Origin of the sequence: Streptomyces sp. NPDC016469 (assembly GCF_040632905.1) — a bacterium.
Taxonomy (GTDB): Bacteria; Actinomycetota; Actinomycetes; order Streptomycetales; family Streptomycetaceae; genus Streptomyces.
Genome location: NZ_JBEYCQ010000020.1, coordinates 78008 through 92236 on the forward strand (window position 1 = coordinate 78008; position 14229 = coordinate 92236).

Consider the following 14229-nt stretch of genomic DNA (forward strand, 5'->3'; position numbering starts at 1 on the left):
CGCTAGGCAGCGCGCTACGGGATGTCGCCCGGTTTTGGCGCCCCCGCGCGCGGGAAGCGCCAGGGGTCAGAACGCCGCCCGGATCTCCCCCACCTCCGCCCCGCCGCCCAGCAGCGGCGCCCGGCCGATCCGGCCGACCACCGGCGCGTCGATCCCCAGCAGCCCCAGCGCGCGGGCCAGGACCGGGCCCAGTGCCCGGGTCGAGCCGTCGTCGATCTTGAAGGCCAGCGCCCTGCCGTCCGCCAGGGCCACCGCCTGCACGGCCTCCGCGCCCATCTTCGACAGGGTGCCGGGCACCTCGCGCATCAACCAGGTGTCGGGGCGCCGGGTACCCGCCACGTACTCCGGGTGCGCCCGCATCGCGTCCGCCACCCGGCGCTCCGCCGTACCCGGCTCCGCCAGGACGAAACCGCGGAACGCGCGCGCCAGGCCCACCAGCGAGATCGCCATCAGCGGCGCCCCGCAGCCGTCCGTGCCGACGGCGGTGACCTCTTCGCCCGCGGCCTCCTCCACGACCTGGTGCACCAGCCGCTGGAGGGGGTGCGCGGGGTCCAGGTAGCCGGCCATGTCCCAGCCGTTGTGCGCGCAGGCGGCAAGCATCGCCGCGTGCTTGCCGGAGCAGTTCATCGTGAGGCGCTCACGGACGTGGCCGGCGGCGAGGTACGTCTCGGCCTCCACCGCGTCCAGCGGCAGATCGGGCGGGGTCTGGAGGTCCTCGGGCGACAGTCCGTGCTCGGTGAGCATCTTGCGTACGAGATCGAGGTGGAAGCCCTCGCCGGAATGGCTCGCGGCGGCCAGCGCCAGCCGCTCCCCCGACAGGTCGAGCCCGGCCCGCAGCACCGCCGCCGCCTGCATCGGCTTGTTCGAGGAGCGCGGGAAGACCGGTGCCCCCGGGTCGCCCAGGGACAGCTCCACGCTGCCGTCGGCGGCCAGCACGACCAGTGAGCCCCGGTGGTGGCCCTCGGTGAAGCCGGACCGTACGACCTCCGCCAGTACGGGCAGGCCGGGGGCCGGATCGGATGGGGCGGGGGTGCGGGCTGCGCTGGAGGTCATGGTGGCCTTCCGGGGACGGGCGGGACCCGCCCCCGGAGGGATCGCCTCAGGCGAGCAGGTCGTCTACTTGTGCTTCCCCGTCACGGTACCTGCGGGCGATCTCCGCGCCGCAACCGTCCGCCGTGCGCTGGAGCCGGTGCCGGCGGCGGGAGACCTGCTGTTCGTAGCGGACCAGCCGCCCCATCGCGGTGTGCAGCTCTTCGTCCGTCCGGGCGTCCAGGTCGGACAGCTCGACCTCGGCCAGCGTCTCGGCGGCGAGCTTGCGGTACTCGTCGCTGCGCGGCGTGGAGAGCGTGACGTGCCGGGCGGACGAGCGCTGCGGGGACGGGGCGTCGGCGAGGATCTCCGACAGCCGGTCCACCACCGGCGATTCCGGGCCCCGGCGCCGGGCCAGCTCGGCCTTCAGGATGTCGATCCGGCCCTGCACGAGCCGCCGCACATAGCTGAGGTCGGCCTCGTCGCGCTGGGCGTCGCGGCGTAGCGCGCGCAGCTCCGGCAGGCGCAGGGCGGTCAGTTCGGCCGCCCGGGCCGTGCCGTCGCCGGTGTCGTCGCCCTGCCCGGTCCGCTGTACGGGTGGGCGCATGGTGCTGATGCTCGTACCGTTGCCCGTGCTGCTGCTGACACCGGGGCGCGCGACCGGCACTGCGCCCGGGGACTGCCCGGTTCCATGGGTGCTCATGCTTGTGTCCATCCCCTCGACCCGGTGCGTCGGCGCACCGCCTCCCGAGCATCGTGCCACCCCGAGGGGCCTTCCGAGGTTGCTCTGTACCCGTTCGGCCCAAGATAGGTTGGTCTGTATGCGTGCAGTGGTACAGAGGGTGGATGGTGCGAGCGTCACGGTGGCGGACGTCGCGGACGGCGACGGCGGTTCCCGCGTCGTCGGGGAGATAACCGGCGAAGGTCTGTGTGTGCTGGTGGGGGTGACCCACGAGGACACCCCGGAGAAGGCGGCGCAGCTCGCCCGCAAGCTCTGGTCGGTCCGCATCCTGGAGGGCGAGAAGTCCTGCTCCGACGTGAATGCGCCGCTTCTGGTGATTTCGCAGTTCACTCTCTACGGGGACGCCCGGAAGGGCCGCCGCCCCACCTGGAACGCCGCCGCGCCCGGCGAGGTCGCCGAGCCCCTGGTGGACGAGGTGGTGGCGCGGTTGCGGGCGCTCGGAGCGACGGTGGAGACGGGCCGGTTCGGGGCGGACATGCGCGTCTCGCTCACCAACCACGGCCCGTTCACCGTCATCATCGAGGTCTGAGCCCTCTGCTCGGGGGCCCTTACGGCTCGACCACCGTCTCCTGCGCCGCCGCCGTGTCCCCGGCCAGCAGCTGCGCGTCGACCGCCACGTTCCGCTTCACCAGGGCCAGGGCGATCGGGCCCAGCTCGTGGTGGCGGGCGGACGTGGTGACGAAGCCCAGCTGGCGGCCCTCCGGCCCGTCCGACGCGAGCCGGAGCGGGGTGCCGGGGCCCGGCAGGTGGACCTCGCTGCCGTCCAGGTGCAGGAAGACCAGGCGGCGCGGCGGCTTGCCCAGGTTGTGCACCCGGGCGACGGTCTCCTGACCCCGGTAGCAGCCCTTCTGGAGGTGGACGGCGACGCCGATCAGGCCCAGTTCGTGCGGGATGGTGCGGTGGTCGGTCTCGAAGCCGAGCCGCGGCCGGTGCGCCTCCACGCGCAGCGCCTCGTACGCGAGCACCCCGGCGAGCGGGCCGTGCTCCGCCGCGTACGTCTCCAGCTCGGCGCGCGGCAGGAACAGGTCGCGGCCGTGCGGTGTCTCGCGTACGACTGCCCCGTCCGGGACCTCGGCGATCGAGCCGGCCGGGAGGTACACGACCGCGAAGTCGTCCGTGCGGTCGACGACGTCCACCCGGTAGAAGAACTTCATCGACTCCAGGTACGCGATGAGGTCGCCCTGCGTACCCGGCTCGACGTGCATCCACACCGTCTCGCCGTCGTCCACGAGATACAGGGCGTGTTCGATGTGGCCGTTCGCGCTGAGGATGAGCGCTTCGGTGGCCTGGCCCGGGGCCAGCTCGGTGACGTGCTGCGTGATCAGGAGGTGCAGCCAGGCCAGCCGGTCGCTGCCGGTGACGGTGACGACGCCGCGGTGCGAGAGGTCGACCAGGCCCGAACCGTCGGCGAGGGCGCGCTGCTCGCGGAACAGGTCACCGTAGTGCGCGGCGACGCCTTCGTCGCGGCCCTCGGCGGGGACGGCGCCGGGCAGGGACAGCAGGGGGCTCTTCATGCGACCAGCGTACGACTGGTTTTCGGACCCCGGCCGCCCGGCGCCTCAGGCCCCGGGCGCCGGTGCCGGACCTGCGGCCTCCGGGCCGTCCTTCGCCGCTTTCGCCGCGCAGTCGGCGCAGCGGCCGAAGATCGCGAAGTGCTTCATGTCCGTCTCGAACCCGAAGGCGCCGCGCAGCTTCTCGGTGAACTCCGCGACGACGCTCACATCGGCCTCGATCATGTCCGCGCAGTCCCGGCACACCAGGTGGATGTGGTGGTGGCGGTCGGCCAGGTGGTACGTCGGGGCGCCGTGCCCCAGATGGGCGTGGCTGACCAGCTCCAGCTCCTCCAGGAGCTCCAGCGTCCGGTAGACCGTAGAGATGTTCACGCCCGAGGCGGTCCGGCGCACCTCGGAGAGGATGTCGTCGGGCGTCGCGTGTTCGAGCGCGTCGACGGCCTCCAGGACCAGCTGGCGCTGCGGGGTCAGCCGGTAACCGCGCTTGCGGAGATCGGTCTTCCAGTCGGTGCTCACCACAGCCCCCAGTGTAGGTCCGGGCGGACGGCTACTCGGCGGAAACGGCGGCTACTTGAAGAAGGCGATCCCGTCGTCCGGCAGGTCACCGAGGCTCTTGGCCATCGCCTCGACCTCCTCGGGCGTGACGGTCTTCTTCAGGTGCGCCGACATGTACGGCCGCAGCTCGACCTCGGGCGTCGCCTTCTCGCCGACCCACATCAGGTCGCTGTTCACATAGCCGTAGAGCCGCTTGCCACCGCTGTACGGGCCGGAGGCCGCGGTGCGGGCCACCGCGTCGGTGACCAGGTCGATCTGCGGCTTCTTGTCGGCCAGCTCGCCGTACCAGATCTCGATGACGCCCTGGTCGCGGGCCATGACGACCTCGACCTTGCGGTCCTTGTCGATGCGCCAGTACCCGGTCTCGGTCTCCAGCGGGCGGGCCTTGTTGCCGTCGGCGTCGAGGACCCAGGAGTGCGAGGTGTACTCCAGGAAGTCACGGCCGTCGTGGCGGAAGGTGACCTCCTGCCCGAAGTTGCACTTCTCGGCGCCCGGGAAGTCGGAGACTCCCGCGCCCACCCAGTTGCCCAGGAGGAAGGCCAGCGGGACGAGGTCCGGGTGGAGGTCGGACGGGATCTCGATCATGAGCGGCTCAGTCGATCTGTGAGACGGGAGGCGGGAAGGCCGGGAACGGGGAGGTGGTCAGCGCTGACCCTGGTACAGCTTCTTCACGGTCACAGCGGCGAAGGCGAGCACGCCGACGCAGACCAGGACCAGCAGGGCGGAGAAGAATGCCTCAAGCACGGGGGCTCCTCGAACGAGCGGTTTGGCGGCAGTACAGAGCAGTACAGGACCGGGCCCCAGCCTAATGGGTGGGGCCCGGCCCTGCCGTTCCGGGGCGTCCGGGGCGGGTCAGCCCAGGAGCTGGTTCTGGAGGATCAGCGTCTGACGGAAGGGGATCACGGGAGCGTTCTTCTTGCCCGGCTGCTTCTGGACCAGAAGGGCGACGGTGTCCCCTGCGCGGATGTACGCCTGGTGGATCCGCCCTTCTCCGGACCTCGACTCCCCGTACGCGTAGGTCCTCGTCCCGGGGACCTTCCCGCCGTCCTCCCAGGACTGGTCCAGCTGGAGATCCTCCGGCCAGCGGAGCCCTGGGCCGGGTGAACTGCTGATGTAGGTGTCGTCGAAGAACGCCTGGGCGTACGCCGCCGAGTTGAACTGGAGCAGATAGATACGGGACTCCGTGCCGTCCGCGACGGTCCAGCCACGCGCCGCGATATGGCGCAGGGCCGAGTCCTTCAGCATCTGGGTGAGGTCGGCGCGCTCGTGCTCCCGGTACTCGGAGGCGAACTGCGCGGTGCTCACCCAGCCCCCCTTCAGCTTCTTGTCCGCAGTCGCCCCGGCCGGGGCGGGTAGCAGCAGGTCGCGCACGTCGGCGTAGTGGACCTCGGCCGTGTTGCCCTTGCTGAACGGGCGGGGCGCGTCCGCCGGCAGTGCGGGCAGGCTCAGCGCCGGGTAGTCCCAGCGGCCGTCGCTCTCGGTGGCCAGCCCCGGCACATCGGTGCGCTCCATCGAGGTGATGCCGTACGCCGTTCCCGCACCGACGACGCCGCACACCAGCACGGCCGTGGTCCACCGCGCCACGGCCCGCAGCAGCCGGCGCGGCGGCCTGCGCGACGGGGCGGCGGGCGGCACCGGCGGCATGGGCGGCATGGGCGGCATCACCGGGGCCGGGGACGGGGCCGCCGCCTCGGGCTCCGGTTCGGTCGCGGGTACGGCTGTCTGCTCGCTCATACGTACTCCCCCGGGGACGTGATGTGGTTCAGCTGGTCCTTCACCAGTTCGGCGATGGCCGACGTGTCGGCGGGCGCGGGGGCCCAGGCGGAGAAGGTGAACATCAGCTCGTCCTCGTATGCCACGCAGTACACGCCGTCCAGCCGCTGCTCCTCGTCCTTGGGGGTCCGGAAGCACCTGGCCTTGTTCCGGTGGCCGCTGATCTTCGGTCCGTCCCTGAAGACGCCCATGTCCTCGAAGAGCCCGGCCTGCAAGGCGTAGAGGTCGCGGATCCCCTTCTTGTCCTTCATGCGCACCAGCTGCGTGTCGATCACAAGGTCGTTCCGGTTCGACGCGTACGAGCGGACGGCGACGCCCTGGATCTTCAGCTTGTCGATCCGCCGCTCCAGTTCGCGCCGCTCCTTGCCCGCGAGCCCGCGGCCCATGTCCTTCATCTCGGCGGTGGCGGCCCGACCGCTGAGCTCGCCGTCGTTGCCGTGTTCATCGACGTCCGGGCCGAGCCGGTACCCCGCGGGGACCGGCAGGAGCAGCTTGCTGAGCGCGGTGGAGGCGCGGCCCCGGGACACGTCACCGGCCGGGTCCTTGCCAGGCTTGTGCGCGGGCTTCTGCCAGACGGCGGCCTCGGACGTCCGGTCGGCGCCGTCGACGGTCACCTTGGTGTACGCGGCCGCCCCGCCGACGGCCGCGAGCAGCAGCACCGCGACGGCCACCCGGGCCGCCACGCGCTTCCGGCCGGAAGCGGGAGCGGCCTCGGGAGCGGGTGTGGTGGGGTCGTCGTTCACAGGAGCTCCAGCTGCTTCTCGGCCAGCGTCCGGATGTCCTTCTTGCTGATCGGCGCGGTGTCGAAGATGTTGATCTCGGCCATGACGTCTCCGCGCTGGAAGACGGCCCTGGCCCGGTAGAGCGGCAGGTAGCCGGGCATGCGATCGGGCTCGTACAGGTAGTAGCGGCCGTTGCCGCTGCCCTTGAGGGGATCGCCCGGGTTGCCGGCGGCCTTGGGCATGTAGAACAGCTGCCCCCTCGCGTGGTCGACGGCTCCCGTCTCCACGCCCGAGCGGAACTGGACGAGCCACACGTTGGCCTCGCGGTGCTCCCCCTTCGTCCAGGAGGCCGACGCGATGCGGCGGATGTCCGACTCCAGGAGGTCGCCCAGCATGTAGTCCGCGCTGTCGAAGTCGAGCGCGTACTCCTCCAGCCTCATCCACCCGTCACGGCCCAGCAGCGCGTTCTTGCTGTCGCTCCAGCCCTTCGGCCGGGGCACGATCAGCTTGCGCAGGTCGCCGTCGGTGCGGACCTGGCGGTCCTGCGAGGCCGGCAGCGGGGCGGGCGCCTTGCCGGCGGGCAGGGCCTTCGCCGGGTACGCCAGCTCCGGCTGCGAGAGCGCGGCCAGGGGCGTCGGGGCCCGGTCGGCCTGGACTCCGTAACCGGTCGCGATGCCGCCGGCGATGCCGAGGACGGCCGCGGCGGCGATGATCAGGGCCGTCCGCCCGCGCGGGCGGCGCCGCACGGCGACGGCGGGCTCCGCCGCGGCTTCCGGACGCTCCCCCGCCTCGGCCACCCCGGCCGCGTCGTCGACGGGCGGCTCGGGCTGCCCATCGGAAATGCTGTCTTTCGGATGCAAAATGGGTCCCCCCACGAGACCTTGAAGCACGGATTCCGTATCCGCGCACACAACTGACCCACAGGTTCGCGGTGGGGTTGTGCGGCCGAGGATTACAGTTCCGTATATGCCGAAGAAGCTCGTGATCAAGGTGACCGCAGGTGCCGACTCCGCCGAGCGCTGCTCGCAGGCGTTCACGGTGGCGGCGGTGGCCGTCGCCAGCGGGGTGGAGGTTTCGCTCTGGCTGACCGGGGAATCGGCGTGGTTCGCCCTGCCGGGCCGCGCCGCCGAGTTCGAACTGCCGCACGCCGCACCGCTGCCGGACCTGATCGAGTCGATCCAGGCGGGCGGCCGGATCACGCTGTGCACGCAGTGCGCGGCCCGCCGCGACATCACCGAGGAGGACGTCCTGGAGGGCGTGCGGATCGCCGGGGCGCAGGTCTTCGTCAGCGAGGTCATGGCCGACGGGGTACAGGCGCTCGTCTACTGAGCAGAGAAGCCGGTTCGGCGGAGAGCCCTCTCAGCCGCGCCGCTTCCTGCCGTCCAGCTCGTCCCACCACGCGTCCGACTCCGGATCGCCGGTGGCGCCGCCGCCGTCCTTGCGCGGCCGGGCGTCACCGGGCGGGGGCTGCTGCCGCTGCCCGCCGGGCTCGTCCCACCAGCGGTCCTCCGGCCCCCTGCGATTGCCGACCATCGCCGCGACGGGCGGGATCACCATCGCGACCACACACATCGCGATGGCGGCGGGCATCGACCAGAGCCTCACGAAGGCCCAGGCCGAGACGAAGAGGACGAGGCATACGCCCATCAGTGCGAAGTAGGCGCGCCGGCGTCGGCGGTACATGAGTCCAGCGTAGGCCCGATCGGCCCGCTCGGCCGGTCCGGAGGAAACCCGCACTTCGGGCGGGCAGCACGAAGGGCCGTACCCGTGCCAGGCAAGCGTCCAAACCCCCTGGGGTACGGCCCTTCGGCCGGTCATCGGCTGCGCCGACGGTCGTCGTCCTAGACGGCGATGGCCACCTCGGCCAGGCCACCGGTCTGCGCGACGACCGTGCGGTCGGCGGTGCCGCCGGGGACGAGGGCGCGGACGGTCCAGGTGCCCTCGGCCGCGTAGAAGCGGAACTGGCCGGTCGCCGAGGTCGGGACCTCGGCGGTGAACTCGCCGGTCGAGTCCAGCAGGCGGACGTAGCCGGTGACGGGCTCGCCGTCGCGGGTCACGCTGCCCTGGATGGTGGTCTCACCGGGCTTGATGGTCGACGCGTCGGGGCCGCCGGCCTTTGCTCCACACATGGTTCAGTCCTTCTGGTCGGGGAACGTGCTGGTCCAGGTCGTACGGGTTACTTGTTGGCGCCGAGCTCGATCGGCACGCCGACGAGGGAGCCGTACTCGGTCCACGAACCGTCGTAGTTCTTGACGTTCTCCTGGCCGAGCAGCTGGTGCAGCACGAACCAGGTGAGCGCGGAGCGCTCGCCGATCCGGCAGTAGGCGATGGTGTCCTTCGACAGGTCGACCTGCTCGGCCTCGTAGAGGGCGCGCAGCTCGTCGTCCGACTTGAAGGTGCCGTCGTCGTTGGCGTTCTTCGACCACGGGATGTTGCGGGCGCTCGGCACGTGGCCGGGGCGCTGCGACTGCTCCTGCGGGAGGTGGGCCGGGGCGAGCAGCTTGCCGCTGAACTCGTCGGGCGACCGCACGTCGACCAGGTTCTGGGTGCCGATCGCCTTCACGACGTCGTCGCGGTAGGCGCGGATCGACTCGTCCTGCGGCTGGGCCTTGTACTGCGTGGCCGGGCGGGACGGGACCTGGTCGCCGTCCACGAGGTCGCGGGAGTCGAGCTCCCACTTCTTGCGGCCGCCGTCGAGCAGGCGGACGTCCTGGTGGCCGTAGAGCTTGAAGTACCAGAACGCGTAGGACGCGAACCAGTTGTTGTTGCCGCCGTAGAGGACGACCGTGGTGTCGTTGGCGATGCCCTTCGCGGACAGCAGCGCCTCGAACCCTGCCTGGTCGATGAAGTCGCGGCGGACCGGGTCCTGCAGGTCCTTCGTCCAGTCGATCCGGATCGCGTTCTTGATGTGGTTCTTCTCGTACGCGGAGGTGTCCTCGTCGACCTCGACGATGGCGACCTTCGGGTCGTCGATGTGGGCCTCGACCCAGTCGGCGTCTACCAGGACGTCACTGCGGCTCATTGTGTTTCTCCTCCGGGGCAGTCTGCGGCGAGATGGTGCACGGGGCGTGCGTGATGCGGATGTGCGGGGCGCGGGCCGGGCCCGTGTCCACGGGCGGCATGCGCGATGGCCCCGACGTGCGGTCGAAGGGCCTGGGAATGCGGGAATCCGGGCGTCCCGCTCAGACAGTGCGACAGAGCATGGCGGCGACGCGGCACAGGTCCACTGCCCGCCGCTTCGTGAGATCCGCCTGGCCACCCTGAAAGAGGCCGCCCATAGAGCACTGCATGGGACCGATCGTAGGGACGTACGGGCGGACATGTCACCGCCGTGTCGCATCCTGAGACAGGATCGTCCGCAATACGGAACGCTCACCCTCGCAGCACGAGTGCGGCACCCTTGCGCGCGGCGCCGGATCGGTCGGCCATCTGCGGACCGGACCCGTCCGTCTCACTATGTGACCGGCTTCCCCCTCCCTGCCCGCCCACCGGCCCGGTCATCCCGCCAAGCGCACATCCGTGCCGGTCACCGATATCTCCAGGCCGTCGGCGGTCGGCTGGATCTTCTCCAGCTTCAGGCCGTTCGGCAGCCCGCCGACCTCGCGCTCGAAGTCGGTCTTCTCGCGGATCAGCTTCTCCAGGCCGGGGATGCCCTCGCCCGGCACCTTGTCCGCGTGGACGCGGACGGTGTGGCCGTCGACCAGGGTGACGGTGGACAGGACGCTGCGCGAGATCGGGCGCCCCAGGAGGGGGACGGTGACCGTCCCGGTGACCTTCACCTTGCTCTTGCCGCCGTACTCGACCTTGACGCCGTCGCTGGCGGCCTCGGTCAGGTCCTCGTACGAGATGACGGCCGTCCCGGTGGCGTGGGCGGCGGTGGCGCCGGAGAAGCCGTCGGTCAGCCGCACGTCGTGCAGTTCGGCGTTCATGGTGGAGATCCGCAGCGCGCGCCCCGCGGCATGGGTCTCGATGCCGGTGATCTTCACGTCGACCTCGTCCAGCTCCGAGCCGGCGACCTGGGTGAGGAACGGGAAGCCCTTGATGGAGATGTCGGTGGAGCCGATCTGCGCGCCCGGGACCTTCACCCGGTCCTCGGCCTGCGACTCGGCGACGTACACCGCCACCCGGTCCACGGCCACGAACAACGCCGCCAGGATCACCAGGGCGATGGCCCATATTCGCAGTGCACGCATGCCTGTCCTTCCCCCACCCTGCCGTCCGTACGGCGTGATCGACGTGCGAAAGCCCCCCAACGGTTCCCCGTGGAGGGCTTCGCCATGCGGGTGGAGCGGTACGGATCCGAGCGGTACGGGACTACGTCAGTACGCGGCCCAGCACATAGACGGCCGGTGCGGCCGCGGTCAGCGGCAGGGCCACACCCGCCGTCATGTGCACGAAGCGTGACGGGTAGTCATAGCTCGCGACCCGCAGCCCGACCAGCGCGCAGACCCCGGCGGCGAGGCCCAGCAGCGCGCCCTTCGCACCCAGGTCCGTGGCGGCCCCCGCCACCGCTCCCGCCCCCGCCGCGACGGCCAGCGCGGCCACGACGGAGACCGGCGCGGGCAGCGGCAGCGCCCGTACGAGCACGGCGGCGGCGACCGCGACCGCGCCCACCGTCACGGCGTCCGGGACGGCCGCGAGGTGGCCGGCCGCCAGCACCGCGAGCGCGGCCGACGCGACGGTGGCCATGAGGCCCTGCATCCGTTCGTCCGCGCCGGCCCGGCTGCGCAGCTGGAGGACGACCGTGAGCAGCACCCAGACGCCCAGCGTGCCGATGATCGCGGCCGGACCGTGCTCCCGGCCCGCCGCGAGGAGCGCCACATCGGCGACGAGGCCGCCGGCGAACGCCAGCGCGATGCCCTGCCGGGCCGGCCACATGCCGTTGAGCCGGAACCAGCCCGCCGCCGTGACCGCCTGGAGCAGCACCAGCGGGACGAGCAGGGCGTACGAGCCGACGGCCGCGCCGAGCGCCAGCAGCAGCCCGAGCACCGCGGTGATCGCGGCCGGCTGGATTCCCGGCGCGATGATCGGGGAACGCCCCTCGGCCCGGGCGCGCTGCGCGTCGGTGATCCGGGCGTTGCCGAGGGTGGTGGGCGCGCTGTACCCGTCAGCGGCGGGAGCGGCGGGAGCCGGGGCGGGCGCGGGCGGCGCGGGCTCGGCGTGGACTTCGGGCGGCAGCGGGTGGGAGCCGGTGGCGGGGACGGCGTGCTCCCCCTGCGGCGCGGGCCCGTCCGGACGCCGGACCGTCGGCTGGTACTGGGTGTCCCAGGTCTGCCCCTGCCAGGTCTGGGCGGCGCCCTGGTCCGGCTGCCCGGCCGAGGCGTCCGGGTACCCCTGACCGCCGTACGCGGGCTCGCCGTACGCCTGCTGCGGCTGCGGCGGCTGGGGGTGCGCCTGCTGCGGGTACGCCTGCTGCGGCGGGTAGCCGTACCCCGACGGGTCCTGCCCGTAACCCGACGGGTCCTGCCCGCAACCCGGCTGGTCCTGCCCGCAACCCGGCTGGTCCTGCCCGTAACCCGGCTGGTCCGCCCCGTACGGGTACTGCTGCGGGTCCTGCCCGTACCCGTACGGCGGCTGCTGTTCCGGGCCCTGGCCGCCCGGGTGGTACGGGTGCTGCTGATCGTTGCTCATGTGCTGGGGTTCACCCTCCTGCGAACGGCGGGAGCACCTCGACCGTGCCGCCCTCGGCAAGGCGTACGGTCTCATGGCTCCGGGTCCCGACGGGGTCGCCGTCGATGAGGAACGAGCACCTTCGCAGTACGCGGCTCAGCTCGCCGGGGTGCCGCTCGCGCACCGCGTCGAGCGCCTCCTTGAGGGTCGCGGCGGCGTACGGCTCCTCCGCGGTCCCGGCCGCGGCCTTGGCGGCTGCCCAGTAACGGATCGTTCCCGCAGGCATGGCGGCGCTCCTTTCGTTCCGTTCCTCCGGTGCCGGTTCGGTGGACACCGGCCCCCCATCATGGTTCACCGTCGCGCCACCCAGTCGGCGATGCGGGTGAGCAAGGTCTCGTCGGCCGCGTTCTCCGCGTGCCCCATGCCGCGCTCCAGCCACAGTTCGGCCGCGTCGCCCGCGGCGGCGGCGAGCATGCGGGGGTGGTCGAGCGGGAAGTACGGGTCCCGGTCGCCGTGCACGATCAGCAGGGGGGCCGGGGCGATCAGGGCGGCGGCCCCGACCGGGGAGAGCGGGACCGGGTCCCACGCCTCGCGGTGGATGCGGGTACGGAAGCCGTAGCGCCCGACGAGCCGTCCGGCGGGCCGGGTCACCATCCAGTGCAGGCGGCGCATCGGAGCCGTACCCCGGTAGTACCAGCGCGCGGGGGCGCTCACGGACACCACCGCGTCCGCATGTGCTCCCGTACGCGCCCCCGCGCGCCCCCCGTGCTCCGCAACGCCTCCGTCCGCGCCGGCGTCCGCTCCGTCCCCGCCGTCCGCCGCCGGGGGGGCGTACAGCGCCCCGTGCCGCAGCACCACCGAGCCGCCCATCGAAAAGCCGACGGTCACCACGCGCCGGTGTCCGAGCGAGCGCGCCCAGGCGACCGCCGCCGCCAGGTCCAGCACCTCGCGGTCGCCGACCGTGGAGAACCCGCCGGACCTGCCGTGCCCCCGGAAGGAGAAGGTCACCACCGCCGCGTAACGGGCGAACGTGCGCACCGCCCGCCGCACCGCCGGGCGGTCCACCGAACCGGTGAATCCGTGCGCGACGACGATCGCGGTGTCCCCGTCGTCATCCCCCGTACACGGGTCGTACACCGCCTCGATCCAGGTCCCGTCATCCGCCCGCAACGCGGCCCGCAGCGGTACGCACGTGACCGGACGAACAGCGGAATCCGGAATTCTCCCCTCGGACACAGAACTCATGTGGGTTATTCTCCTGTGAAGAGGATCCGGGCAAAGCAGCCCCCGGGTCCTTTTGTGCTTCCCGGACGTTGTTACGGCGACGTTTCGACAAGCTCAGCGGGACCGTACGAAGCAGAGCCGCATACTCCCCCGGACCCCCGTCCGGGAGTGCCCCTCTCGCAGGGAACGAGGAGGACCGATCTTCATGGGCGAGCCGACCGTGCACCATCAACGACCGACGAACCGGGCAGGTGGGCGGCGATGAGTTCTCTGCTCCTCCTGACGAATGCCCTCCAGCCGTCGACGGAGGTGCTTCCCGCCCTCGGCCTCCTGCTGCACAGCGTGCGCGTCGCACCCGCCGAGGGCCCCGCACTCGTGGACACCCCGGGGGCCGACGTCATCCTCGTGGACGGGCGCCGCGACCTGCCCCAGGTCCGCTCGCTCTGCCAGCTGCTGCGGTCCACCGGGCCCGGCTGTCCGCTGATCCTCGTCGTCACGGAGGGCGGTCTCGCGGCCGTCACCGCCGACTGGGGCATCGACGACGTGCTGCTGGACACCGCGGGCCCCGCCGAGGTCGAGGCGCGGCTCCGGCTGGCGACCGGCCGGCAGCAGATCACCGCCGACGACTCCCCGATGGAGATCCGCAACGGTGATCTCTCGGTGGACGAGGCGACGTACAGCGCGAAGCTCAAGGGCCGGGTCCTCGACCTCACCTTCAAGGAATTCGAACTGCTGAAATATCTGGCGCAGCACCCGGGCCGGGTCTTCACCCGCGCCCAGCTGCTCCAGGAGGTCTGGGGTTACGACTACTTCGGCGGTACGCGCACGGTGGACGTGCACGTACGGCGGCTGCGCGCCAAGCTCGGCCCCGAGCACGAGTCGCTGATCGGGACCGTACGGAACGTGGGGTACCGCTTCGTCGCCCCCGAGAAGGTCGAGCGGGCGGCCGAGGAGGCCAAGGCGGCCAAGCGGGGCGTCACCCGATCGGAGCAGTCACCCGTTGCCGAGGTCACGGAAGAAGCCCCGGTCCGGCCTGCCAAGAGGTAGTTCCATCCGCGTAGAC

The 14229-nt window shown here is 72.0% G+C and carries 19 protein-coding genes; 3 read left to right on the forward strand and 16 right to left on the reverse strand.

All coding sequences use genetic code 11. The features are described 5' to 3' along the window. Nucleotides 1-66 precede the first annotated feature (66 nt). Nucleotides 67-1053 carry an asparaginase gene (locus ABZ565_RS23050; RefSeq protein ID WP_361029903.1) on the reverse strand — a complete coding sequence of 329 codons (987 nt, stop codon included), beginning with the start codon at nucleotides 1051-1053 and terminating at the stop codon, nucleotides 67-69. Nucleotides 1054-1099: 46 nt separating this feature from the next. Continuing rightward, complete coding sequence (locus ABZ565_RS23055; RefSeq protein ID WP_361029906.1) at nucleotides 1100-1732, reverse strand: ABC transporter substrate-binding protein; 633 nt, start codon at nucleotides 1730-1732, stop codon at nucleotides 1100-1102. 118 nt (nucleotides 1733-1850) lie between these two features. Between ABZ565_RS23055 and dtd the strand changes: the two genes are divergently transcribed. After that, nucleotides 1851-2300, forward strand: coding sequence for a D-aminoacyl-tRNA deacylase (dtd, locus tag ABZ565_RS23060; protein WP_361029909.1), 450 nt, complete (start codon nucleotides 1851-1853; stop codon nucleotides 2298-2300). Nucleotides 2301-2319: 19 nt separating this feature from the next. Here the strand turns inward: dtd and ABZ565_RS23065 are convergent, their stop codons facing one another. The 6 genes from ABZ565_RS23065 to ABZ565_RS23090 all read right to left on the reverse strand — a co-directional run bounded on the left by ABZ565_RS23065 (nucleotide 2320) and on the right by ABZ565_RS23090 (nucleotide 7192). Then, nucleotides 2320-3285: a folate-binding protein gene (locus tag ABZ565_RS23065; RefSeq protein ID WP_361029912.1), complete on the reverse strand. Its 966-nt coding sequence runs from the start codon at nucleotides 3283-3285 to the stop codon at nucleotides 2320-2322. Between the two features lie 45 nt (nucleotides 3286-3330). Beyond that, complete coding sequence (locus ABZ565_RS23070; protein WP_361029915.1) at nucleotides 3331-3801, reverse strand: transcriptional repressor; 471 nt, start codon at nucleotides 3799-3801, stop codon at nucleotides 3331-3333. Nucleotides 3802-3849: 48 nt separating this feature from the next. After that, nucleotides 3850-4422, reverse strand: coding sequence for an FABP family protein (locus tag ABZ565_RS23075; protein WP_361029918.1), 573 nt, complete (start codon nucleotides 4420-4422; stop codon nucleotides 3850-3852). A gap of 267 nt (nucleotides 4423-4689) precedes the next feature. Next, the gene (locus ABZ565_RS23080) at nucleotides 4690-5571 is read right to left on the reverse strand and encodes a hypothetical protein (RefSeq protein ID WP_361029921.1); all 882 of its coding nucleotides are present in this window, start codon (nucleotides 5569-5571) and stop codon (nucleotides 4690-4692) included. After that, entirely contained in the window at nucleotides 5568-6353 is a 786-nt protein-coding gene (locus ABZ565_RS23085) for a hypothetical protein (protein WP_361029924.1), read from the reverse strand. Before ABZ565_RS23085 ends, ABZ565_RS23080 begins: the two co-directional genes overlap by 4 nt. Further along, the gene (locus ABZ565_RS23090; protein ID WP_361029927.1) at nucleotides 6350-7192 is read right to left on the reverse strand and encodes a hypothetical protein; all 843 of its coding nucleotides are present in this window, start codon (nucleotides 7190-7192) and stop codon (nucleotides 6350-6352) included. The genes ABZ565_RS23085 and ABZ565_RS23090 overlap by 4 nt, the downstream gene beginning before the upstream one ends. A 106-nt stretch (nucleotides 7193-7298) precedes the next feature. Between ABZ565_RS23090 and ABZ565_RS23095 the strand changes: the two genes are divergently transcribed. Next, nucleotides 7299-7661, forward strand: coding sequence for a DsrE family protein (locus ABZ565_RS23095; protein WP_361029930.1), 363 nt, complete (start codon nucleotides 7299-7301; stop codon nucleotides 7659-7661). 30 nt (nucleotides 7662-7691) lie between these two features. On the opposite strand, the gene ABZ565_RS23100 is transcribed toward ABZ565_RS23095, so the two are convergent. The 8 genes from ABZ565_RS23100 to ABZ565_RS23135 all read right to left on the reverse strand — a co-directional run bounded on the left by ABZ565_RS23100 (nucleotide 7692) and on the right by ABZ565_RS23135 (nucleotide 13187). After that, entirely contained in the window at nucleotides 7692-8015 is a 324-nt protein-coding gene (locus ABZ565_RS23100) for a DUF3099 domain-containing protein (RefSeq protein WP_361029932.1), read from the reverse strand. Nucleotides 8016-8173: 158 nt separating this feature from the next. Further along, a complete protein-coding gene (locus ABZ565_RS23105; RefSeq protein WP_018101653.1) occupies nucleotides 8174-8461 on the reverse strand; it encodes a DUF1416 domain-containing protein in 288 nt (95 codons plus the stop codon). A 47-nt stretch (nucleotides 8462-8508) separates the two neighbouring features. Beyond that, nucleotides 8509-9354, reverse strand: a complete 846-nt coding sequence (locus ABZ565_RS23110) for a sulfurtransferase (protein WP_361029935.1) — start codon at nucleotides 9352-9354, stop codon at nucleotides 8509-8511. A gap of 160 nt (nucleotides 9355-9514) precedes the next feature. Continuing rightward, nucleotides 9515-9622 carry a putative leader peptide gene (locus ABZ565_RS23115; RefSeq protein ID WP_361029938.1) on the reverse strand — a complete coding sequence of 36 codons (108 nt, stop codon included), beginning with the start codon at nucleotides 9620-9622 and terminating at the stop codon, nucleotides 9515-9517. A 207-nt stretch (nucleotides 9623-9829) separates the two neighbouring features. Beyond that, nucleotides 9830-10525: a DUF2993 domain-containing protein gene (locus ABZ565_RS23120; RefSeq protein ID WP_361029942.1), complete on the reverse strand. Its 696-nt coding sequence runs from the start codon at nucleotides 10523-10525 to the stop codon at nucleotides 9830-9832. 121 nt (nucleotides 10526-10646) lie between these two features. Then, nucleotides 10647-11963, reverse strand: a complete 1317-nt coding sequence (locus ABZ565_RS23125) for a hypothetical protein (RefSeq protein WP_361029945.1) — start codon at nucleotides 11961-11963, stop codon at nucleotides 10647-10649. A gap of 10 nt (nucleotides 11964-11973) precedes the next feature. Further along, nucleotides 11974-12228: a MoaD/ThiS family protein gene (locus ABZ565_RS23130; RefSeq protein WP_143621062.1), complete on the reverse strand. Its 255-nt coding sequence runs from the start codon at nucleotides 12226-12228 to the stop codon at nucleotides 11974-11976. Nucleotides 12229-12293: 65 nt separating this feature from the next. After that, entirely contained in the window at nucleotides 12294-13187 is an 894-nt protein-coding gene (locus ABZ565_RS23135; RefSeq protein ID WP_361029948.1) for an alpha/beta fold hydrolase, read from the reverse strand. A 240-nt stretch (nucleotides 13188-13427) separates the two neighbouring features. Here ABZ565_RS23135 and ABZ565_RS23140 point away from each other — a divergent pair, with 240 nt between their 5' ends. Continuing rightward, nucleotides 13428-14213, forward strand: coding sequence for a response regulator transcription factor (locus ABZ565_RS23140; RefSeq protein ID WP_361029951.1), 786 nt, complete (start codon nucleotides 13428-13430; stop codon nucleotides 14211-14213). The last annotated feature ends 16 nt before the right edge of the window (nucleotides 14214-14229 follow it).

Bases quoted from the DNA above. Each gene is read 5' to 3' on its own strand.
- ABZ565_RS23140 (WP_361029951.1), top strand. From the start codon at position 13,428: ATGAGTTCTCTGCTCCTCCTGACGAATGCCCTCCAGCCGTCGACGGAG.
- ABZ565_RS23055 (WP_361029906.1), bottom strand. From the start codon at position 1,732: ATGAGCACCCATGGAACCGGGCAGTCCCCGGGCGCAGTGCCGGTCGCG.
- ABZ565_RS23100 (WP_361029932.1), bottom strand. From the start codon at position 8,015: ATGTACCGCCGACGCCGGCGCGCCTACTTCGCACTGATGGGCGTATGC.
- dtd (WP_361029909.1), top strand. From the start codon at position 1,851: ATGCGTGCAGTGGTACAGAGGGTGGATGGTGCGAGCGTCACGGTGGCG.
- ABZ565_RS23080 (WP_361029921.1), bottom strand. From the start codon at position 5,571: ATGAGCGAGCAGACAGCCGTACCCGCGACCGAACCGGAGCCCGAGGCG.
- ABZ565_RS23120 (WP_361029942.1), bottom strand. From the start codon at position 10,525: ATGCGTGCACTGCGAATATGGGCCATCGCCCTGGTGATCCTGGCGGCG.
- ABZ565_RS23095 (WP_361029930.1), top strand. From the start codon at position 7,299: ATGCCGAAGAAGCTCGTGATCAAGGTGACCGCAGGTGCCGACTCCGCC.
- ABZ565_RS23110 (WP_361029935.1), bottom strand. From the start codon at position 9,354: ATGAGCCGCAGTGACGTCCTGGTAGACGCCGACTGGGTCGAGGCCCAC.
- ABZ565_RS23105 (WP_018101653.1), bottom strand. From the start codon at position 8,461: ATGTGTGGAGCAAAGGCCGGCGGCCCCGACGCGTCGACCATCAAGCCC.
- ABZ565_RS23130 (WP_143621062.1), bottom strand. From the start codon at position 12,228: ATGCCTGCGGGAACGATCCGTTACTGGGCAGCCGCCAAGGCCGCGGCC.
- ABZ565_RS23050 (WP_361029903.1), bottom strand. From the start codon at position 1,053: ATGACCTCCAGCGCAGCCCGCACCCCCGCCCCATCCGATCCGGCCCCC.
- ABZ565_RS23135 (WP_361029948.1), bottom strand. From the start codon at position 13,187: ATGAGTTCTGTGTCCGAGGGGAGAATTCCGGATTCCGCTGTTCGTCCG.
- ABZ565_RS23125 (WP_361029945.1), bottom strand. From the start codon at position 11,963: ATGAGCAACGATCAGCAGCACCCGTACCACCCGGGCGGCCAGGGCCCG.
- ABZ565_RS23115 (WP_361029938.1), bottom strand. From the start codon at position 9,622: ATGCAGTGCTCTATGGGCGGCCTCTTTCAGGGTGGCCAGGCGGATCTC.
- ABZ565_RS23075 (WP_361029918.1), bottom strand. From the start codon at position 4,422: ATGATCGAGATCCCGTCCGACCTCCACCCGGACCTCGTCCCGCTGGCC.
- ABZ565_RS23065 (WP_361029912.1), bottom strand. From the start codon at position 3,285: ATGAAGAGCCCCCTGCTGTCCCTGCCCGGCGCCGTCCCCGCCGAGGGC.